Source organism: Prauserella muralis (assembly GCF_003202285.1).
Classification (GTDB): Bacteria; Actinomycetota; Actinomycetes; order Mycobacteriales; family Pseudonocardiaceae; genus Prauserella_B; species Prauserella_B muralis.
The window spans coordinates 471,616-492,286 of the sequence record NZ_MASW01000002.1; the positions used below are offsets into that span (position 1 = coordinate 471,616).

18 protein-coding genes and 1 pseudogene are annotated in these 20,671 nt (G+C 72.0%); 12 read left to right on the forward strand and 7 right to left on the reverse strand.

All coding sequences use genetic code 11. The annotated features are described in order from the left end of the window. Window positions 1–35: 35 nt before the first annotated feature. Window positions 36–200 carry a hypothetical protein gene (locus tag BAY60_RS37070; RefSeq protein ID WP_170160397.1) on the reverse strand — a complete coding sequence of 55 codons (165 nt, stop codon included), beginning with the start codon at window positions 198–200 and terminating at the stop codon, window positions 36–38. 92 nt (window positions 201–292) lie between these two features. On the opposite strand from BAY60_RS37070, the gene BAY60_RS13305 reads away from it, so the two are divergent. Further along, the gene (locus BAY60_RS13305; protein WP_112281252.1) at window positions 293–1,282 is read left to right on the forward strand and encodes a carbohydrate kinase family protein; all 990 of its coding nucleotides are present in this window, start codon (window positions 293–295) and stop codon (window positions 1,280–1,282) included. Between the two features lie 187 nt (window positions 1,283–1,469). Beyond that, the gene (locus tag BAY60_RS13310) at window positions 1,470–2,852 is read left to right on the forward strand and encodes an FAD-binding oxidoreductase (protein ID WP_112281253.1); all 1,383 of its coding nucleotides are present in this window, start codon (window positions 1,470–1,472) and stop codon (window positions 2,850–2,852) included. A 9-nt stretch (window positions 2,853–2,861) separates the two neighbouring features. On the opposite strand, the gene asnB is transcribed toward BAY60_RS13310, so the two are convergent. Continuing rightward, window positions 2,862–4,790 (reverse strand): asparagine synthase (glutamine-hydrolyzing), encoded by a 1,929-nt coding sequence (gene asnB, locus BAY60_RS13315; RefSeq protein ID WP_112281254.1) that lies wholly within the window; start codon window positions 4,788–4,790, stop codon window positions 2,862–2,864. A gap of 169 nt (window positions 4,791–4,959) precedes the next feature. Here asnB and ctaC point away from each other — a divergent pair, with 169 nt between their 5' ends. Then, window positions 4,960–5,910, forward strand: coding sequence for an aa3-type cytochrome oxidase subunit II (gene ctaC / locus BAY60_RS13320; protein WP_112281255.1), 951 nt, complete (start codon window positions 4,960–4,962; stop codon window positions 5,908–5,910). A gap of 76 nt (window positions 5,911–5,986) precedes the next feature. Then, complete coding sequence (locus tag BAY60_RS13325) at window positions 5,987–6,406, forward strand: cytochrome c oxidase subunit 4 (RefSeq protein ID WP_112282359.1); 420 nt, start codon at window positions 5,987–5,989, stop codon at window positions 6,404–6,406. A 12-nt stretch (window positions 6,407–6,418) separates the two neighbouring features. Here BAY60_RS13325 and BAY60_RS13330 read toward each other — a convergent pair. Then, window positions 6,419–7,237: pseudogene (locus BAY60_RS13330) on the reverse strand (DMT family transporter); the annotation flags it as partial. Between the two features lie 153 nt (window positions 7,238–7,390). On the opposite strand from BAY60_RS13330, the gene BAY60_RS13335 reads away from it, so the two are divergent. Further along, window positions 7,391–8,359: a GlxA family transcriptional regulator gene (locus BAY60_RS13335; protein WP_112281256.1), complete on the forward strand. Its 969-nt coding sequence runs from the start codon at window positions 7,391–7,393 to the stop codon at window positions 8,357–8,359. Window positions 8,360–8,376: 17 nt separating this feature from the next. Here BAY60_RS13335 and trpD read toward each other — a convergent pair whose 3' ends face one another. After that, the gene (gene trpD / locus BAY60_RS13340) at window positions 8,377–9,417 is read right to left on the reverse strand and encodes an anthranilate phosphoribosyltransferase (protein ID WP_112281257.1); all 1,041 of its coding nucleotides are present in this window, start codon (window positions 9,415–9,417) and stop codon (window positions 8,377–8,379) included. A gap of 4 nt (window positions 9,418–9,421) precedes the next feature. Continuing rightward, a complete protein-coding gene (locus tag BAY60_RS13345) occupies window positions 9,422–9,841 on the reverse strand; it encodes a hypothetical protein (RefSeq protein ID WP_112281258.1) in 420 nt (139 codons plus the stop codon). Between the two features lie 144 nt (window positions 9,842–9,985). On the opposite strand from BAY60_RS13345, the gene ctaE reads away from it, so the two are divergent. Genes ctaE through qcrB form a run of 4 tightly spaced genes read left to right on the forward strand, consistent with a single transcriptional unit; the run spans window position 9,986 to window position 14,317 of the window. Beyond that, window positions 9,986–10,615 carry an aa3-type cytochrome oxidase subunit III gene (gene ctaE / locus BAY60_RS13350; RefSeq protein ID WP_112281259.1) on the forward strand — a complete coding sequence of 210 codons (630 nt, stop codon included), beginning with the start codon at window positions 9,986–9,988 and terminating at the stop codon, window positions 10,613–10,615. 57 nt (window positions 10,616–10,672) lie between these two features. Next, on the forward strand, window positions 10,673–11,497 hold the full coding sequence (gene qcrC / locus BAY60_RS13355; RefSeq protein WP_112281260.1) for a cytochrome bc1 complex diheme cytochrome c subunit: 825 nt from the start codon (window positions 10,673–10,675) through the stop codon (window positions 11,495–11,497). Between the two features lie 4 nt (window positions 11,498–11,501). Next, on the forward strand, window positions 11,502–12,650 hold the full coding sequence (qcrA, locus tag BAY60_RS13360; protein WP_112281261.1) for a cytochrome bc1 complex Rieske iron-sulfur subunit: 1,149 nt from the start codon (window positions 11,502–11,504) through the stop codon (window positions 12,648–12,650). Continuing rightward, window positions 12,647–14,317, forward strand: a complete 1,671-nt coding sequence (gene qcrB / locus BAY60_RS37550) for a cytochrome bc1 complex cytochrome b subunit (RefSeq protein WP_112281262.1) — start codon at window positions 12,647–12,649, stop codon at window positions 14,315–14,317. Before qcrA ends, qcrB begins: the two co-directional genes overlap by 4 nt. A gap of 67 nt (window positions 14,318–14,384) precedes the next feature. Here the strand turns inward: qcrB and BAY60_RS13370 are convergent, their stop codons facing one another. Beyond that, the gene (locus BAY60_RS13370) at window positions 14,385–14,669 is read right to left on the reverse strand and encodes an Lrp/AsnC family transcriptional regulator (protein ID WP_112281263.1); all 285 of its coding nucleotides are present in this window, start codon (window positions 14,667–14,669) and stop codon (window positions 14,385–14,387) included. 50 nt (window positions 14,670–14,719) lie between these two features. Then, window positions 14,720–16,411, reverse strand: coding sequence for a DEDD exonuclease domain-containing protein (locus BAY60_RS13375; RefSeq protein ID WP_112281264.1), 1,692 nt, complete (start codon window positions 16,409–16,411; stop codon window positions 14,720–14,722). A 118-nt stretch (window positions 16,412–16,529) separates the two neighbouring features. On the opposite strand from BAY60_RS13375, the gene BAY60_RS13380 reads away from it, so the two are divergent. From BAY60_RS13380 to BAY60_RS13390, 3 genes are all read left to right on the forward strand, one after another. Next, window positions 16,530–17,348, forward strand: a complete 819-nt coding sequence (locus tag BAY60_RS13380; protein ID WP_112281265.1) for an endonuclease/exonuclease/phosphatase family protein — start codon at window positions 16,530–16,532, stop codon at window positions 17,346–17,348. A gap of 57 nt (window positions 17,349–17,405) precedes the next feature. Continuing rightward, a complete protein-coding gene (locus tag BAY60_RS13385; protein ID WP_112281266.1) occupies window positions 17,406–18,785 on the forward strand; it encodes an NYN domain-containing protein in 1,380 nt (459 codons plus the stop codon). Between the two features lie 70 nt (window positions 18,786–18,855). Then, window positions 18,856–20,655: a D-alanyl-D-alanine carboxypeptidase family protein gene (locus BAY60_RS13390; RefSeq protein ID WP_112281267.1), complete on the forward strand. Its 1,800-nt coding sequence runs from the start codon at window positions 18,856–18,858 to the stop codon at window positions 20,653–20,655. Window positions 20,656–20,671: the final 16 nt, after the last annotated feature.

Genomic DNA, 20,671 nt, shown 5'->3' on the forward strand with positions numbered 1-20,671 from the left:
TCGCCATTGATCGCGCCCCCTGTGAGTTCGCGGGGTCAGACGTATTCGTCCAGCTCAGCCACCTGGGCGTGGCAGACGTCGTCGACCGTCCAGGGCTGTGCCGCCTCCGAGGGCCGCGGCTGACGCACCTCGGGACGAGGAATGTCGGCGCAGTCGGCGATGAGCTGGTCCATGCTCTCGGGCTCGGTGGCGATGCTCACATCGCGACGGTAAGGGTTGCGGCCGGTGTGCGACACCCTTACCGCTGGGTAGTGTCGCCCGCGGCCCATTCGACTACCCATCTGGAGGACCGGTGGCAGCGAAGGCGCGCATCGCGGTGGCGGGCAGCATCGCGACCGACCACCTGATGCACTTCCCCGGCCGGTTCGCCGAGCAACTGGTGCCGGAGCAGCTGCACAGGATCTCCCTGAGCTTCCTCGCCGACGACCTCATCGTGCGCCGGGGCGGCATCGGCGCCAACATCGCCTTCGGACTCGGCGTCCTCGGCGTGTCGCCGGTCCTCGTCGGCGCGGTCGGTGACGACTTCGCCGACTACCGGGCGTGGCTGCAGCGGCACGGCGTGGACACCTCTGGCGTGCACGTGTCCGAGATCGCGCACACCGCGCGGTTCGTGTGCACCACCGACGAGGACCTGTGCCAGATCGCCACGTTCTACGCCGGTGCCATGGCCGAGGCCCGCAACATCGAGCTGGCGCCGATCGCCGAACGCGCCGGCGGGCTCAGCCTCGTCATGATCAGCCCGGACGACCCGGTGGGCATGCTCCGCCACGCCGAGGAGTGCAGGCAGCGGGGCTACACCTTCGCCGTCGACCCGTCGCAGCAGCTCGCCAGGATGGACGGTGAGCAGGCCCGCGAGTTCGTGGCCGGCGCGACGTACCTGTTCAGCAACGACTACGAGTGGGAGTTGCTGCTGCGCAAGACCGGCTGGAGCGAGGACGACGTGCTCGCCCAGGTCGGCACGCGGGTCACCACGCTCGGCGAGAAGGGCGTGGAGATCGTGAGCGCCGGCGGTGGCTCCCTGCAGGTCGGCGCCGTGCCCGAGCTGTCCAAGGCCGACCCGACCGGCGTGGGCGACGCCTTCCGCGCCGGCTTCCTCGCCGGGCTGTACTACGACCTCGGCGCGGAGCGCGCCGCCCAGCTCGGTTCGCTCATCGCCGTGCTCGCCCTGGAGACCGTCGGCACCCAGGAGTGGACCTTCGACCGCGACTCCGCCCTGGCCCGCCTCGGCGACGCTTTCGGCACCGAGGCCGCCGACGAGGTCGGAGCCGTTCTCCCCGCGTAACCCTTCGCCGGGGCAAGTTCCCCAATGCGGCATTCGCTCCACTGGATGGACCGAATGCCACATTCGCTCCATCCAGTGGAACAAATGTGGCATTGGGGAGCTTGCGGCGACCCGGTATTTCAGTTGCGCGTAACGAACTCGGTTCTCGTGCGACTCGCTTCCGGCCAGGGGAGCGAGGAGTGACATCATGACCGGCAACCTGCTCGAACCCACGTCGGTGTCGGCGCTGTCCGAACGGTTCACGGGCCGCCTCGTCACGCGGGCCGACGCCGACTACGAGGACGTGCGCAGCGTCTTCAACGCGATGCTCACGGCCCGCCCGCAGGTCATCGCCCAGTGCGCGGACCCGCGCGACGTCGCGGCGGCGATCGAGTTCGCCCGTGCCAACGGCCTGGAGATCGCCGTGCGCAGCGGCGGCCACAGCGTCGCGGGGTCCTGCCTGACCGACGGTGGGCTCGTCATCGACACCCGGCCGATGAGCGAGGTCACGGTCGACCCCGCGCTGAGCATCGCGCGCGTCGGCGGCGGTGCGTCGTGGGGCGACTTCGACAGGGCCACGCAGCCGTTCGGGCTGGCGACCACCGGCGGGCGGGTGTCCACCACGGGTGTCGCCGGGCTGACCCTCGGCGGCGGATCCGGCTGGATCGAACGCAAGTTCGGCCTCTCCTGCGACAACCTGCTCTCGGTGGAACTGGTGACCGCCGACGGCCGCGAGGTCACCGCCAGCGAGGAGGAGAACCCGGAGCTGTTCTGGGCGCTGCACGGCGGCGGGGGCAACTTCGGTGTGGCCACGGCGCTGACGTTCCGGCTGCACCGGCTGCCGGAGTTCTCGATGGCCCTGCTGCTGTGGCCCGCCGACGAGGGCCGCGCCGTGGCCGGTGTCTACCGGGACCTTCTCGCAGGCGCGCCGGACGAGGCCGGCGGCGGACTGCTCTACCTCACCGGACCGCCCGAGGAGTTCGTGCCCGAGCAGCTCGTCGGCAGGCTGTGCTGCGGCGTCCTGGTCACCTACGTCGGAGGCGAGGCCGCGCTGCGCGAGTTCATCGCTCCGCTGCTGGCCACCGGCCCACGTGGCCAGGTCGTCACCGACATCGGCTACGCCGACCTGCAGTGCATGCTCGACGATCCGCCCGGCTACCGGAACTACTGGTCGGACGAGAACCTGCGCGCGCTGCCCGACGAGGCACTCGACCGCTTCTGTGAGCGGGCCGCCGACATGGTGGTGCCGTCACCGTCGCAGCACGCGCTGCTGCCCTGGGGCGGCGCGGTCGCCCGCGGCGCCGACTGGCCCGGCTTCGACCGGCGCACGACGTGGGCCGTGCACCCGCTCGGCCTGTGGGAGGACCCCGCCGACGACGACCGCGCCATCGCCTGGGCCCGCAACCTGCGTGCCGACATGCGCCCGTGGGCGGCCGGCGACGTCTACCTCAACTTCATCGGTGACGAGGGGACCGACCGGGTCATCGCCGGGTACGGCGAGCAGAACTACGGCAGGCTCGCACGGGTCAAGGCCGAGTTCGACCCGGACAACGTGTTCCACCGGTGGCACAACGTGCTGCCCGCACGGTGAGGCACGACCTCAGAGCTTCACCGGGTACTGCGGCTCGGGGATCTCGGGCTTGATCCGGCCCTCCACGAAGATGCCGTGCCACAGCATGAACAGCAGCAGCGCCCACAGGCGCCTGCTGTGGTCCACCGTGCCCGCCTTGTGCTCGTCCAGCATCGCCTGCACGGCCGCCTTGTCGAGCAGGTCGCCCGTCTGCGAGTCGGCGATGATGCCGCGCGCCCAGTCGTACATCTCGTCGCGCAGCCAGACCCTGATCGGCACCGGGAAGCCGAGCTTGCGGCGGTTGAGCACATGGGCGGGCACGATGCCGTCCAGGGCCCGGCGCAGGGCGAACTTCGTGGTCTCCCTGGTGATCTTCTGGTCGAGCGGGATGCCGGCGGCCACCCGGAACACCTCGGGGTCCAGAAACGGCACCCGCAGCTCCAGCGAGTTGGCCATCGTCACCTTGTCGGCCTTGACCAGGATGTCGCCGCGCAGCCAGGTGAACAGGTCCACGTGCTGCATGCGGGCCACCGGGTCCCAGCCCTGCGAGATGCGGTACCAGGGCTCGGTGACGTCGCGGTGGCCGACGCCCTCCCGGAACGTGCGCAGCACGCCCCTGAGCTGGTCGTCGCGGAAGATGCGGGCGTTGCCGTAGTAGCGCTCCTCCAGCGACAGCGCGCCCCGCCGCAGCAGGTCCTTGCCCCGCGTGCCCTCCGGGATCATCGTGGACACCTTGCCGAGCAGCCTGCGCACGGCGCCGGGCACCCTCTCGAACGGCGCGAGCGACAGCGGCTCCTTGTAGATCGTGTAGCCGCCGAACAGCTCGTCCGAGCCCTCCCCGGAGAGCACCACCTTGACGTGCTTGCGCGCCTCGCGGGCGATGAACCACAGCGGCACCAGCGCCGGATCGGCGACAGGGTCGTCGAGGTACCACACGATCAGCGGGAGTGTGTCCATCATCTCGTCGGCGGACACGGTGCGCACCACGTGCTTGACCCCGATCGCCGCCGCCGACTCGGCCGCGACGTCCACCTCGGAGTAGCCCTGGCGCTCGAAGCCGGTGGTGAACGTGATCAGGTTCGGGTTGTGCTCCCTGGCCAGCGCGGCGATGGCGGTGGAGTCGATGCCGCCGGACAGGAACGCGCCCACGGTGACGTCGGCGCGCATGTGCTTGGCCACCGAGTCGCGCATGACCTCGGCGATCTCCTCGTGCAGCGCCGCGACCTCGGCGGCGCCGCTGACCGGCCGGGAGGTGAACTCGGGGGAGAAGTAGCGCTCGGTCTTCAGCTCGCCGCCGGGCGCCACCGTGAACGAGGTGCCCGACTCGATGCGCCGGATGCCCCGGTGCAGCGACTCCGGCTCCGGCACGTACTGCAGCACGAGGTAGTGCTGGAGGGCGGTGCGGTCCAGCTCCTCGGTCACGCCGAGGGCGCCGGAGAGGTCGAGCAGGCTCTTCTTCTCGCTGGCGAAGGCGACACCGCCGGGGCCGGAGGAGTAGTACAGCGGCTTGATTCCGAACGGGTCCCGCGCACCGAAGACGACCTTGCGCTCGGAATCCCAGATCAGGAACGCGAACATCCCCCGCAGCCTGCCCACCGCTGCCGGGCCGAGATGGTGGTAGGCGGCGACGATGGCCTCCGTGTCGCCCTCTGTGGCGAACGTCGCACCGAACTCGCGCGCGAGCTCGCTGCGCAGCTCGAGATAGTTGTAGATCTCGCCGTTGAAGTTGATCGTGTAGCGCTGCGGGTTGTCGGCCGGGCCCCAGGTCAGCGGCTGGTGGGAGTGGTCGACGTCGATGATGGCCAGGCGGTTGAAGCCGTACACGACCTCGCCGTCGGCCCAGGTGTCCGTCTCGTCGGGGCCGCGATGCCGCTGGCAGCGCAGCGCCTGGCCGACAGCCGCCCTGGCGTTCGCCGCGTCGTTCTCACTGGCACAGACCAGTCCAAGCAGGCCGCACACGCGTCCTCACACACCCTTTTCGTCAGCACCGGCGTTCGAAGTCGCCAGTATGCCGGGGCGCGCCGGCCGCCCGGAGCCCCGGGTGGGCGGCATACCCCTTGGACAGCGAGGCTCCGTATCTCGGCTAGGCTCCCGCTGAAAGAAAGATCGGGCGAGGAGGCATCGCGCAGTGGGCGTTACACAGCGCACGCGGGGGTCACGACCGGGCAGGGTCGCCAAGGTGACCGGGCTCGCCGGGCTGGTCGCCGTGCTGGCGACCGGGTGCTCCGGCAGTGAGGTACTGCGGTTCGGCTGGCCGGAGGGCGTCACGCCGGAATCCGAGCACATGCGCACACTGTGGACGTGGTCCGTGATCGCGGCGCTGGTCGTCGGCGTGGTCGTCTGGGGCCTGATCTTCTGGAGCGTCGCCTTCCACCGCAAGAAGAAGGGCACCGTCGAGGCACTGCCCCGGCAGTTCCAGTACAACGTGCCGCTCGAGCTGTTCTGCGTCGTCATCCCGGTCGTCATGGTGTGCGTGCTGTTCTTCTTCACCGCCACCACCGAGAGCCGGGTGCTCGCCAAGGAGGCCGACCCGGACGTCGTGGTCGACGTGACCGCCTTCCAGTGGAACTGGGAGTTCGCCTACCCCGAGGAGGCGAAGACGCCGAACGGCCAGCCGGTGAGCACCGTCGGCAGCTCCACCGAGATCCCGCTGCTGGTGCTGCCCACCGACCGGACCATCGAGTACCGGCTGCGGTCCACCGACGTGATCCACTCCTTCTGGGTGCCGGAGTTCCACTTCAAGCGCGACGTCTTCCCGTACCCGGAGAAGAACAACCAGGACAACGTCTTCCAGAACTCCATCGACCGGGAGGGCGCCTTCGTCGGCCGCTGCGCCGAGCTGTGCGGCACCTACCACGCGATGATGAACTTCGAGGTGCGGGCGCTGTCGCCGGACAAGTTCGACCGCTACCTGCAGCTGCGGACCCGGATCAACCAGGAGACCGGCCAGCCGAACACGGCCGCCGAGGCGCTGCGGATCCTGCAGGGCGAGGGTTGCGACCAGCAGCTGTGCAGCCCGACCGCGACGACGACGAAGCCGTTCGCCACCGACCGGACGCTGCGCACGGCGTCCGGCTGAGCGGCAGGCCCACACGCCGCGGACAGTATTCTCAAGCGAGCCGACGTAAGTCACAGACACTGGTAAGGACAGGTCCATGAAGGTCGAAGCCCGGCTGTTCGACATCGTCACGGCCTTTGCGTTCGTCGTCGCGATCGTCTACGCGGTGATGACCGGCTACATGACCGACGACGGTGTCGAGCCGATCGGCACGGTGGCGCTGATCCTCACCGGTGCGCTGGCGCTGCTCGTCGGCAGCTACTTCCGCTTCATCGCCCGCCGCATCGAGCCGAGGCCCGAGGACAACGAGGAGGCCGAGATCAGCGACGGCGCCGGTGAGCTGGGCTTCTTCAGCCCCGGCAGCTACTGGCCGGTGGCGCTCGCCGCCTGCGCCGCCATCGCCGGTGTCGCGCTCGCGTTCTTCCAGGTGTGGCTGCTGGTCCTGGCCATCGCCGCGCTGCTCATCGCCATCGGCGGCCTGGTCTTCGAGTACCACACCGGGCCGAGCCACCACTGAGCCCCGGCCGGTCCGCGACCGGCCGGGCGTCATCGCCGCGACGAGGATCGCCGCCATCCCGACGGCCTCGGCGACCGTCACCCGGTGGCCGTAGGCGAGCACGTCCGTCACCACGGCCACCACCGGGTACACGTAGGACAGCAGCGCCACGGTCGCGGTCGGCAGCCTGCCGATGCTGCCGTACATCAGCACGTACATCACCGCGGTGTGCACCGCGCCCAGCAGGACCAGCCAGAGCAGCCCTCCCGTCGACGACGGCAGCGGCGTGATCGTCAACGCGGGCGCGAGCACCACGGCGCCGATGCCGAGCTGGATGGCGGCGAGCAGGTGCGGGCGCACGTGGCTGAGCTGCTTGGCGATCAGGGACGCGCCCGCGTACAGCACGGCGGCGCCCAGCGCGAGCGCGATGCCACCGATGTGCACGGGCTGCTCCGCGGTGCCGTGCGCGCCGAGCGAGATGAGCGTCACGCCGCCGAACGCCACGAGCGCCCTGCCGAGGTGGCCACGGGTGAGGCGTTCCCGCAGCAGCAGCGCCGCGAGCCCGACCAGCAGCAACGGCTGCGTGTGGTAGACGACCGTGCTGACCGAGATCGAGGACAGCGCGTACGAGGCGAACAGCAGCACCCAGTTGCCGACGAGCATCAGCCCGCCGAGCGCGGCGAGGGCGACGTCACGTCTGCTCAGCCCGATCGCTCCCGGCCGGAGCCAGCCTCGCGCGGCCGACCACAACACGAGCAGCAGCCCGCCCACCAGCGATCGGGCGAACGCGACGGCCGGGGCCTGCGCGCCGCTCTCCAGCACGACCGCGCCGATCGTGCCGGACAGGGCCATCGCCGAGGTCCACTGCAGCAGGGCGGTGCGGGAGTGGGGGAGCTGGGTGGTGAGTGCGTTCTGCGTGGTCATGCGGCCAGCTTCCGCCGAACCGGGACCGCCGACGAGTGTCAGAGATGACAACGATCGCAAAGCTTGTGACATGCTCGGCAGATGCGGGTCGACAAGGTGGCCGTGGTGGTGGCACACGAGGTGTCGCCGTTCGAACTCGGTGTCGCGTGTGAGGTGTTCGGCACCGACCGCACCGCCGACGGCATCGCCGGCTGGGAGTTCTCCGTGTGCTCGCCGGGCGGTGCCCCGGTGCGCAGCTGGTCGGGGTTCGAGGTCGGCGGGCTCGCGCCGCTGGCCGTCGCGGCGTCGGCCGATCTGCTGATCGTGCCCACGTGCGCGCCCCGCAGCGCCCCGCCGCCCGAGCCGGTGCTGGAGACGCTGCGTGCGGCCCGCGAGCGCGGTGCCTGGGTGGCCGGCTTCTGCGCCGGGGTGTTCTCGCTGGGCTACGCCGGTCTGCTCGACGACCGGCGGTGCACCGTGCACTGGGTCTACGAGCGGGAGTTCCGGCAGCGGTTCCCGGCGGCGCGGGTGGATGCCAGCGCTCTCTACGCCTCCGACGCGGGCGTCTTCACCAGTGCGGGCACGGTGGCGGCCGTCGACCTGTGCCTGCACCTGGTGCGGCTGGTGCGCGGAGTGGAGGCCGCGACGGCACTGGCCCGGCGCATGGTGGCCTCACCGCACCGGGCAGGCGGCCAGGCGCAGTTCGTCCAGGCGCCGGTGCCGGAGGGCGGCGCGTCCGACGACGCGATCATCGCCGAGGTGCTGGAGTGGGTCGAGCGCAGGATCGACCAGCCCGTCACGGTCGCCGAGCTGGCCAGGCGGGCGGGGTTGGGCCAGCGCTCCTTCCTGCGGCGGTTCGCCGACGCCACCGGCACCACGCCGCATCGCTGGCTCACCGAGCGCAGGCTGGACCGCGCACAGGGGCTGCTGGAGCAGGGCAGGCTCTCGATCGACGACATCGCACTGGCCTGCGGCTACGCCTCGGCCGCGGCGCTGCGGCACCAGTTCACGCGGCTGCGTGGCCTGTCACCGAGCGCGTACCGGAAAGCGTTCGCGCACCACAACGGCTGAGGGGCGCGCGCCGAAGGTCAGGCGGGTTCCGGGCGGAACGCCGTCCAGCGGGCGAGCAGGTCGGCGGCGGAGCCCGAGTCGACGGCCTTGGCCGCGCGGTCCAGCCCGGAGGCGAGGTCGGCGGTCAGGTCACCGGTGAAGCCGGTGAACGCGGCCAGCGCACCGGCGGCGTTCAGCAGCACCGCGTCGCGGACCGGGCCGGGCTTGCCGCCGACCAGGTCGCGCACCACCTCGGCGTTGACCGCCGCGTCGCCCCCGCGCAGGTCCTCGGCCGTCGCGGCGGCGATGCCGAACTCGGCGGGGTCGATGGTGGCCGTGCGCACCTCGCCGCCCGCGACCACCCACGCCGTGCTGGTGGTCGTGGTGGTGATCTCGTCGAGACCGTCGTCACCGCGCACCACGAGCACGCTGCTGCCGCGGCGGGCGAACACCTCGGCCAGCACCTCGGTCTTGTCCGGGTAGGCGCAGCCGATGAGCCCCGCCGCGGGCTGCGCGGGGTTGGTCAGCGGGCCGAGCAGGTTGAACGTCGTCGGCACGCCCAGCTCCCGGCGCGGGCTGCCCGCGTGCCGCAGGGCGGGGTGGAAGGCAGGGGCGAAGCAGAACCCGATGCCGAACGTCTCGACACAGTGCCGGACCTGCTCGGGGGACGCCTCGATGGTGACGCCCAGCGCCTCCAGTACGTCGGCGGCGCCCGACTTGGACGAGGCCGCGCGGTTGCCGTGCTTGACGACGGGCGCGCCTGCCGCGGCGACCACGAGCGAGGTCATCGTGGAGATGTTGACCGAACCCGAGCGGTCGCCGCCGGTGCCGACGACGTCCACGGCGCGCACGCCCAGCTCCACGGTGCGGGCGTGCGCGAGCATGGCCCGTGCCATGCCCGCGATCTCGGCCGCGGTCTCGCCCTTCGCGCGCAGCGCCACCGCGAACCCGGCGATCTGGGCGGGGGTGGCTGCGCCGGACATGATCTGGTCCATGGCCCACTCGGTGTCGGCCTCGGACAGGTTGGTGCGCTCGATGAGCCTGCCCAGCACGGCGGGCCAGGTGTGGGTGCCGGTCATGGGCTCAGCCACGCACGACGGGCACCCGCCGCGTGCGCAACACGTCCGCGACGGTCTCGGCGGCGGTCAGCGGGTCGAGCGGATGCACCAGGACGGCGTCCGCCTGCGACCAGGTCGCCAGCCAGCGGTCGTCCTTGCGGCGCACGGCGATCACGATGGGCGGGCACTGCTCGATCTCGTGCTTGAGCTGCCTGCACAGGCCGATGCCGCCGGTCGGCTGGGCCTCACCGTCGAGGATGGCGAGATCAATCTCACCCGCGTCCATCTCGGTGATCACCTCGGCGACGCCGGCGGCCTCGACGTACCGGACTTTGCCCAGGTCAGCAGCGGGCCTGCGGCCGACGGCGTTGATGATCGAATCCCTGACCTCGGGCCGGTGGCTGAAAACCAGGATCCTCAGAGCCCGCGTTGCCTGCTCGGTCATGGTCGTGCCCTCCGCGCCCTCGGTGGTGGATGGCCCGATGTTAGCTGGCGAAGCGGTCCGCGACCCAGGGGGTGACCGGTCGCCCGCCGTCTCCACGACCGTCCGTAGGACCCACCCTGCGAGCCGCCGCCGGGACGAGACATAATGCGACTCGTGACAACGGCAGCTCCCACCATCAGCCAGCGTGTGCACTCGCTGAACCGGCCGAACATGGTCAGTGTCGGCACGATCGTCTGGCTGTCCAGCGAGCTCATGTTCTTCGCTGGGCTGTTCGCGATGTTCTTCACGGTGAAGGCCCAGAACGACTCGGGCCACTGGCCGCCGGACAATCCGGCGACCGGCGAGCCGATCCACCTGGACATCCCGTACGCGCTGCCGTTCACGATCATCCTGGTGGCTTCGTCCTTCACCTGCCAGTTCGGCGTGTTCGCCGCGGAGCGGGGCGACGTCTTCGGCCTGCGCCGCTGGTACCTCGTCACGCTGATCATGGGCGCGATCTTCGTCGGCGGGCAGGTGGGCGAATACATCACGCTGATCGGGGAGGGTGTGACGATCCCCTCGGGCGCCTACGGCACGGTCTTCTACCTCACCACCGGGTTCCACGGCCTGCACGTCATCGGCGGTCTGATCGCGTTCGTCTACCTGCTCATCCGGACGAAGCTGAGCAAGTTCACGCCCGCCCAGGCGACATCGGCGATCGTCGTCTCGTACTACTGGCACTTCGTCGACATCGTGTGGATCGGCCTGTTCGCGGTGATCTACATCATCCCCTGACGGGGCAGACAGCCCGGAACCAAACGGCCGAACTGACAGCAAGGGTTGCCGCAGAAGATGACCTCCACCAAGAACCCCGCCACCGCCAAGCGGCGTGCGGGTCGCCGCACGAAGTTCCGTCGGCGGATGGCCGGCCTGCTCGCGCTCGGGATGGCGCTCGTCGGCGTGGGAGCGCTGTACGCCGTGTTCGCCCCGGAGCCGCAGACCGCCGAGGCGCAGACCGACCCGGCGCTGCTGCGCAAGGGCGAGCAGATCTACAACAACACGTGCATCACGTGTCACGGCTCCAACCTCGAGGGTGTCGAGGACCGCGGACCCAGCCTGATCGGTGTCGGCGAGGCCGCCGTGTACTTCCAGACCTCCACCGGCCGGATGCCGATGGTGCGCCAGGAGGCCCAGGCCTCCCGCAAGCCCGCGAAACTCTCGCCGGACGAGATCGACGCGCTGGGCGCCTACATCCAGGAGCACGGTGGCGGGCCCGAGCGCCCCGCCGAGAGCGGCGAGGAGCTGCGCGGGTCCAACCCGGCGCGCGGCGGGGAGCTGTTCCGCCTCAACTGCGCCTCGTGCCACAACTTCACCGGGCAGGGCGGTGCCCTCTCCGCGGGCAAGTACGCGCCGCACCTGGCGCCCGCCAACGAGGACGAGATCTACACCGCGATGCAGACCGGGCCGCAGAACATGCCGAAGTTCTCCGACCGGCAGCTGTCGCCGGAGGAGAAGAAGGACATCATTGCCTACGTCAAGTCCGTGTCCGACGGAAGCAACTCGCCCGGCGGCAACCCGCTCGGCGGGCTCGGGCCTGCTTCCGAGGGCGTCATCGCGTGGGTCGTGGGCATCGGGGCGCTGATCGGCGCGACCCTGTGGATCGGATCGAGGGCATAAGCACATGAGTAGCGGTAGCGAACCGGGACCGCGGCCCACCGACGAGGAGCTCGCGGGGATGAGCCGCGACGAGCTGCTCCGGCTCGGAGGCAAGCTGGACGGCGTCGAGATCGTCAACTATCCGGAGCCGTGGCCGGTCAAGGGCACCAGGGCCGAGAAGCGTGCCGAGCGCATCATCGGCCTGTGGTTCCTGCTCGCGGCGGTGGCCGGGCTGGCGTTCTTGGTGGCACTCATCTGGTGGCCCTGGCAGTACGAGCCGCCGGAGAACACGGACGGCTACTTCTGGTACAGCCTCTACACCCCGGTGCTCGGCATCACCCTGGGCGTGTCCGTCCTGGCGCTCGGCATCGGCGTGCTGCTCTACGGCAAGCGGTTCATCCCCAACGAGCTGGCAGTGCAGCAGCGCACCGACAACCAGGGCCGGGGCTCGGCCGAGATCGACCGCAAGACGATCCTCGCGCACCTCGCCGACTCCGGCGAGCGCTCGACGATTGCCCGCCGCTCGCTGATCAAGCGCAGCGCCGGCCTCGGCGCGGGCGTGCTCGGGCTGGGCGCGGTGGCGCTGCCGCTGGCCGGGTTCGTCAAGAACCCGTGGGCACACCCCGACTCGAAGGAGTCGCTGGCCCACACCGGGTGGAAGGCCCAGTTCCCCGGCGAGATCGTCTACCTGCGCCGCAACACCGGCAACCCGGAAGAGGTCTCGCTGGTGCGGCCGGAGGACCTGGACGCGGGCGCGATGGAGACCGTCTTCCCGTTCCGCGAGTCCGAACGGGGCGATCACGAGGCGCTCGCGCACGCGCTCAAGCGCGCCGACAACCCGGTGATGCTCATCCGGCTCCGCCCGGACGACGCCGAGCGCGTGGTCAAGCGCAAGGGCCAGGAGGACTTCAACTACGGCGACTACTACGCCTACACGAAGATCTGCAGTCACGTGGGCTGCCCGACGTCGCTGTACGAGCAGCAGACCAACCGGATCCTCTGCCCGTGCCACCAGTCGCAGTTCGACGCGCTGACCTACGCCAAGCCGGTCTTCGGGCCCGCCACCCGGGCACTCGCGCAGTTGCCCATCACGGTGCACACTGACGGTTATCTGATCGCGAGGCACGACTTCATCGAGCCGATCGGACCGGGCTTCTGGGAGCGCAAGTCATGAGCTCACTGACAACACCGACCAAGGGCTCCAGCGCGCTGGAAAAGCAGGCCGCCGAAGCCGCCAACAACGCCGACCAGCGGTACGTGCTCTCCAAGGGCCTGCGGCACCAGATGAACAAGGTGTTCCCGACGCACTGGTCCTTCCTGCTCGGGGAGCTGGCGCTCTACAGCTTCATCGTCCTGATCCTGTCGGGCGTCTACCTGACGTTGTTCTTCGACCCCTCCATGGAGGAGGTCGTCTACAACGGGCCGTTCCGCAACCTGCAGGGCGTGGAGATGTCCCGGGCGTTCGAGAGCACCCTGGAGATCTCGTTCGAGGTGCGCGGCGGCCTGTTCATCCGGCAGCTGCACCACTGGGCGGCACTGATCTTCGTCGCCTCGATGTTCGTGCACATGTTCCGCGTGTTCTTCACCGGAGCGTTCCGCAGGCCGCGGGAGGCCAACTGGATCCTCGGCGCGCTGCTGCTGATCCTGGGCATGTTCGAGGGCTTCTTCGGCTACTCGCTGCCGGACGACCTGCTCTCCGGCACCGGTATCCGCGCGACCCTGTCGGGCATCACGCTGTCGGTCCCGGTGGCGGGCACCTGGCTGCACTGGGCACTGTTCGGCGGGGAGTTCCCCGGCACGCTGATCGTGCCGCGGATGTACGCCCTGCACATCCTGCTGATCCCGGGCATCATGCTCGCGCTCGTGGCCGTCCACCTGGCGCTGGTGTGGTACCAGAAGCACACCCAGTTCCCCGGTGTGCGCCGCAAGGAGACCAACGTCGTCGGCGTCCGGATCATGCCGGTGTTCGCCGTCAAGGCGGGCGCCTGGTTCGTGGTGGTGACCGGTTTCCTGTCGCTGATGTCCGGACTGTTCCAGATCAACCCGGTGTGGAACCTCGGGCCGTACAACCCGTCGCAGGTGTCGGCGGGCTCGCAACCCGACTGGTACCTGGCCTGGGCGGACGGCATTCTCCGCATCTGGCCCGCGTGGGAGCTCTACATCGGCAACTACACGGTGCCCCCGGTGTTCTTCGCGGGCGCCATCGGCATGGGCGTGCTGTTCACGGTGCTCATCGCGTATCCGATGATCGAGCGGAGGCTGTCCAAGGACACCGGGCACCACAACCTGCTGCAGCGGCCGCGCGACGCACCGGTGAGGACCGGCCTCGGCGTCATGGCGATCACGTTCTTCATGGTGCTGGAGCTGTCGGGCTTCAACGACATCATCGCGTTCACGTTCGACATCTCGCTGAACGCGACGACGTGGGCAGGCCGGATCGGGGCGTTGCTGGCTCCGCCGATCGCGTACTACGTGACGTACCGGATCTGCCTCGGCCTGCAGCGTTCCGACCGCGAGGTGCTGGAACACGGTGTGGAGACCGGCATCATCAAGCGGCTCCCGCACGGTGAGTTCATCGAGCTGCACCAGCCGCTGGGCCCGGTGGACGACCACGGCCACCCGCTGCCGCTGGAGTACCAGGGCGCGCCGGTGCCGAAGAAGGTCAACAAGCTGGGCACCGCGGGCCAGGCGGTGCCGGGCAGCCTGCTGACGCCGGACCCGCCGGAGGAGACGGCCGCGCTGGAAGCCGCGAAGGGCGGCGAGCACGACTACCCGCACGGCGAGCTGGAGGCTCCGCAGCCGGAACAGGCGGGTTCCGGCTCCGGCGGCCAGCAGCACTGACGCCACGGCGACACGAAGCCCGAGGGGACACCCCCTCGGGCTTCGTCGTGTGCGGGCCGCGCGGCGGTCAGTCGCCGTCGATGCCGATCTCGAACGCCGACTCGGTGTCGGCGCTGGAGTAGGAACGGAACGCGATGTGGGTGTCGGTGTCGAGCACGCCGGGCACCTTGCTGATCTTCGCCGGGATGATGCTGGCCAGGTCCTCGTGACCGGCCACGCGCAGGATCGCGATCAGGTCGACGTCACCGGCGCACGAGTACACCTCGGAGACCCCCTCGATGTCGGCGATCGCCTGCGCGGTCTCGGGGATGCGGTCCGCCGCCGTGTGGATCAGGACGATCGCGGTGATCAACGCTGGGCCTCCTCGTAGCCGGGAACGTGCGCGGTGATCGTATCCCGCGGTCAGCCGACGTGCTCCAGGGTCGAGGCCGTCGCGACGCGCTCCAGCCAGGGCCGCCACCCACCCGCGCCGTGGGCGGGCTCGGCCCACGGCACCTCCGTGCGCACCAGCCGGACCCCCGGCTGGATGAGCCAGCGCAGCAGCAGGCCCGTCTCCTCGGCGCCCGCGCCACGCAGCGGGCCGGGGCCGGGCAGCACGGTCTCCGCCGAGGCGACCAGCGCGTCCACCACCGGCATCGGCGCCACGCCCCGCCTGGCCACCCCGGCCGAGGCGAGCCTGCCGTACCGGATCACCGCGAACTCCCAGCCGCCCGCCCCGTCGGGCGCCGCCCCGATCAGCTCGGGGACAGCGGCGAGCGCGGCGAGCCGGTGGGCTCGCTCCACGCCGCGCAACAGGGTCGCCAGCTCGTCGCGGCGTCGCGCGGCCTGCTCGAAGTGCTGGCCGGTGGCCAGCTGCTCCACCTGCCGGTTCGCCGCGTGCAGCGCGGCGTTGTCGGTGCCCACGATCAGGTCGGCGATCTGCCGCACGGCGGGCGCGTACTGCTCGACGGTCTGCCTGCCCGCGCACGGGGCGCCGCACCGGCCCAGCTCGGCCAGCACGCACGGCGTGGCGTCGGCTCCGGTCGCCGGGATGCGCTGCGTGCAGGTCCGCAGCCCGGTCGCGCCGGCCAGCGTGTCGGCGGCCACCTTCGCGCGGGCCTGCGAGGTGAACGGGCCCAGCACGCCGTCCCTGGGCTGCCGCACCACCGAAAGGCGCGGGAACGGCTCGTCGGTGAGCGCCACCCACCAGGCCTTGCGGGGGTTCTTCGAGCGCCGGTTGTAGGCGGGGCGGTGCGCGGCCAGCAGCCGCAGCTCCCGCACCTGCGCCTCCAGCGCGTGCGCGCACTCGACACTGTCCACCCGCTCCGCCAGCCCCACCATCTCGCGGATGCGGCCCCGGGTGTCGGAGCCGGTGAAGTACTGGCGCACCCGCCGCCGCAGGTTGCGCGCGGTGCCGACGTAGAGCACCTCGTCGCCGGGCCCCCGGAACAGGTACACGCCGGGCCGCTCCGGCAGGTTCGCGGCGAGCCCGCGCTTGCGGCGCTGCGCCGGGGTGACCTCGGGCAGGTAGTCCAGCAGCTCCTCCAGCGAGTGCACGCCGACGGACCCGACCCGCTCCAGCAGGGCGTGCAGCACGTCCACGGTGGCGCGTGCGTCGTCGAGTGCCCGGTGGGTCGGCATGGTGGCGGCGCCGAACAGCCGGGCCAGGGTGGCGAGCCGGAACCCCCGCGTCTCCTGCCCGGCCAGCACCCGCCGTGCCAGGCGCAGCGTGCACACCACCGGCGGGCGTGGCCAGGCGTAGCCGTGCCCCTGGCAGGCCGTTCTGAGGAAGCCGACGTCGAACCCGGCGTTGTGGGCCACCAGCACCGAGCCCGCGGCGAACTCCAGGAACGCGGGCAGCACCTCCTGGATGCGCGGCGCCGCCCGCACCATCGCCGTCGTGATGCCGGTCAGCGCGACGATCTGCGGCGGGATCACCGAACCCGGGTCGACCAGGGTGGCGAACTCGCCGAGCACCTCGCCACCGCGCACCTTCACGGCACCGATCTCGGTGATCCCGTCAGGGGCGGGCGGGGCCCCGGTGGTCTCCAGGTCGACGATCACGAACGTCGTGTCGCGCAGCGGAGTGCCGAGCTCGTCGAACGTGAGCTGCATGATCGCAGACCCTAGGCACGACCACCGACAATCTTTCGCCGCCGGTTCACCGGCGCTCCACCCTCCCGGCGCCTTCGCCGACGACGATCACCGGCGACGACGAGCGAGAGGAGTTGCCATGGCGCGCAGAGCGCTGGCGATCGTGCTGCTGGTGTGCGGGTTCCTGACGATGGTCGCGGGCCCGGCGGGAGCCGGGGGCGTGCACGGGGCGAGGGTGGTCACCGTGCTGTCGTTCAACATCCACCACGCCCAGGGCACCGACGACGTGCTCGACCTCGGCCGCGTGGCGAGGGTGATCCGGGCGAGCCGTGCCGACGTGGTGGGGCTGCAGGAGGTGGACCGCCACTACTCCGGCCGCAGTGAGTGGGCCGACCAGGCGAGCGAGCTCGCCGGCATGCTCGGCTACCACGTGGTGTTCGGCGCCAACATCGATCGCGACCCGCCCGCCGAGGGCAGGCCCCGGATCCAGTACGGCACGGCGATCCTGTCCCGGCACCCGATCACCGCCTGGTACAACACCCACCTGTTCCGCTCGCCGAACCAGGAGCAGCGCGGCCTGCTGCACGCCGAGATCGACGTCCGCGGGGTGCCGGTGCACGTCTACAACACGCATCTCGCGGCCAGCTCGCAGACCGACCGCGCCGAGCAGACCGGGCAGATCGCGGACCTGATCGGCGAGCGGCGGCGCGCGGTGCTGCTCGGCGACCTCAACGCGCTGCCGGGTTCACCCGAGATCAGCACGCTCGACGCCGCGTTCCGCGACGCGTGGCCGGTGGCGGGCATCGGCGACGGCGCCACCTACCCGGCCGAGGCGCCCGACCGCCGCATCGACTACGTCTACACCAGCCGCGACGTGCGCCCGGTGTGGGCGAGGGTGCTGACCACCGACCCGGCCGCCTCCGATCACCTGCCGCTCGCGTGCCGCGTCGTCGTGTGACCCGCCTCGTGCCGCCGCGGGGGCGCGCCCCCGCGGCCTAGAACTTAAGCTGGGTGGATGCTGCCGTCGTCCGCGCACTCGGAACGGCCCGAGGACACCGTCCCCGGGCCGGTGGCCGCCGCGCCGGGCGACGCCGCCTCGCCAGGGCAGGCGCACGTCGACTGGCTGGGCCTTCCCGAGGCCGTGCGCGAGCGGGTGGCCGAACTGGCGGCCGCCGCGCTCGGCAGGCTGCCCGTCGAGGACGTGCCCCGCCAGCTGCGGCCCGTGGCCCGCTTCGCACCCGCCAAGCGGGCGCGGGTGGGCGGCAGCGCGCTGCTCGCCGGGCTGCGGGATTCCAGCCGGTTCCGCACCGCCGTGCTGGAGTGGCTGCGGGAGCACCGGCACGACGCCCTCGATCCGAACGCCGAGGACTCCGTCGCGGCCGCGGCCGCCGCGGTGCTGCTCGGGGAGTCCAGCGCTTCCTCGCGGGTTCGCCTGGTGGCGAAGAACGCCGAGGAGACCACCCTGCGGGCCGAACGCGACGCCGCCCTGGCCCGGTGCAGGCGGCTGGAGGGTGAGCTGGAGCGGGTCCGGGCCGAGCTCGAGCAGGCGCTCACGGCCACCGAGCGGGCCCGCAACGAACGCGAGGAGGAGCTCGACAAGCTGCGGGGCCGGTTGCGGGAGCAGGGCGTGGTGCTGCGCAGGGCCAGGGACGAGGCCGAGCAGGCCAGGGCCGAGGCGGACCAGGCCGCCGCCGCGCGTGCCGAGGAGATCGAGACGCTCACCGCACAGGTGGAGCGCGAGCGGCAGCGGGCGGCCGCCGAGCGGGCGCGGGCCGACCGCGCCGCCGCCGAGGCGGAGACGGCCAAGCAGTCGGCGAGGGAGGCCCGCGACGCCGACGAGGTGCGCCTTTCGCTGCTGCTCGACACGCTCGGCGGCGCTGTCGACGGCCTGCGCAGGGAACTGTCGGTGGGGCAGACCAACCGCAGGCCCGCCGACACCGTGCGTGGCGCGGGCACCGGGCGGCGCCATGGCGACCGCGTGCAGGACCCCGCCACGCTCGACCGCGTGCTGGCGCTGCCGAACCTGCACGTGGTCGTCGACGGCTACAACGTCACCAAGACCGGCTATCCGGATCTCACGCTGGCCGAGCAGCGCAACCGGCTCACCGGCCAGCTCGCCGCGCTGGGGGCCAGGACCGGCGCCGAGGTCACCGTCGTGTTCGACGGTGCGGGCGTGACCTCGATCCCGCTGGCGGGCCCGCGCGGGGTGCGGGTGCTGTTCTCCGATCCGGGCGTGCTCGCCGACGACGTGATCCGCTCGCTGGTGGGCTCGGAGCCCACCGGCAGGCCGATCCTCGTGGTCACCTCGGACCAGGCGGTGGTCACGTCGGTGCGGGAATCGGGCGCGCACGCCGCACCGTCGGCGCTCTTCCTCACCCGGCTCGGGCGCGTCTGAACCGGCGAGCTCCCGTCACACTTTCGCCGCCTGCTCGTTGTTACTCGCGAGTTGGTGCGCGGAGGTGCGGATGCGGGTCGGTCGGGTATCGGCAGCGTTGGTCCTGGTCGGTGCGCTCGCGGTGCCGCAGGCGGCGGACGCGCGGCAACGGCCCCCTGCCGATCCCGGCGATCCGCGCGTCGAGGCGGGTGTCGCGCCGGGAGCGCCGGTGCCCGACAGCAGGCCAGGTGAGGCGTTCGCGGACCCGGCCGTGGCCCGGCTGCAGCGGGCGGCGGACACGGTGCAGCGCGAGCTCGGCGACCTGACCGGGCACATCGCCGCCGCCGAGCGGCGGGTGCGCGCGGCGGGCGCGCGGCTGGCCGAGGCCCGCGCGCAGCGCAGGGCCGCCGAGGCCGCGGTGGCCGCCCAGCAACGCGAGGTGGACGCGTTCTCCCGCTCGGTGTTCACGGCGATGGGCCGCGCCGACGAGTTCCGCCTGCTGGTCACGGCCGCGAACGCCGAGGAACTGCTCGACGGCACGTCCATGCTCCAGCGGCTGCGGGCGGCGCAGGACGAGCGGCTGGCCGGCGTGCTCGACCGGCAGCGCAGGGCCGCCGAGGCCGAGCGGGTGGCTCTGGAGCAGGAACGGGCCGCCGCGGCCCGCAAGGCCGAGCTGGACCGGCGGGGCGCCGACGCGCGCAACCGGGCCGACGCGGTGTCCGCCGAACTGCGCGACCCCATCGCCGAGGCCAACTCCGCCGTCGTCGCCCAGCAGCGGGCCCAGCGTGACCGCAACGCCACGACGGCGGCGAACTGGCGTGCCTACCTGGACCGGCTCGCTCGTGCCGGCATCGACCCTCCGCCGGCGGTGGCACTGCGTGACCCTGCCCGGCTGCCCGCCGGGCTGCGGCCGCTGCCGGGCCGGGACGGCAGGCCGCAGGCGGGCGTGGCGCAGGTGAGTGCGGGCGGGAAGCGGCTGCTCGTGCTGCCGAGGGAGACCGTCGACGCGGTGTCGGCGGCCATCGGCGCGCTGGGCAAGCCCTACGTGCCCCATGACGGCGGCGAGGGGCCCGTTGCGTACTCGTGCGACGGGCTGGTCCGCTCGGCGTTCACCGGCGCGGGGCTGGAGCTGCCGCGCTCGGCCGGCCGCCAGTTCGCCACGGGCAGGCGGGTACCGGCCGCCGACGCCCAGCCGGGCGATCTCGTGTTCGCCGGTCCGGCGCGCCACGGCGTGCAGTCGGTGGGCATCGTGCTCGACCGGCGCACGATGCTCGTCGCCGACGCCCGGCTGGCCGGTGTGGTCGTGGCCGACCTGCCCGCGGGCGACGGCCTGCTCGGCGTGGTGCGGCCCGCGCTCGGCCCGCGCCCCGCGGTCGCCGTGCCCCGCAGGGCGGCCGGAGAACTCACGTGGCGCTGCGGCGGCGTCGAGCTGCCCCCGCGCCCCGCCGGCGGGAGCGCGGTCGGCAGCAGCGGCGCCGCGGGTGCCTGGGGCGGGTACCCGAACGGGCTGATCCCGGCCGCCGCGCTGTGCCCGATCGGCGTCGGCTCGCACCTGCTGCGCTGCGACGCCGCGCAGGCGTTCCAGGCGATGTCGCGGGCCTACGCCGGGGCCTTCGGCAGCCCGTTGTGCCTGACCGACTCCTACCGGACCTTCGACGCCCAGGTGGATCTGTACCGGCGCAAGCCGTCGCTGGCCGCCGTGCCGGGTACGAGCAACCACGGCTGGGGCCTCGCGGTGGACCTGTGCGGCGGCGCGGAGTCGTTCGGCACCCCGCAGTACGGCTGGCTGGCCCGCAACGCGGGCGCGTTCGGCTGGGTCAACCCCGGCTGGGCCCGGCCGGGTGGGGGGCGCGAGGAACCGTGGCACTGGGAGTACGCGGGCCGGGCGTGAGCCGCGCCGAAATTGT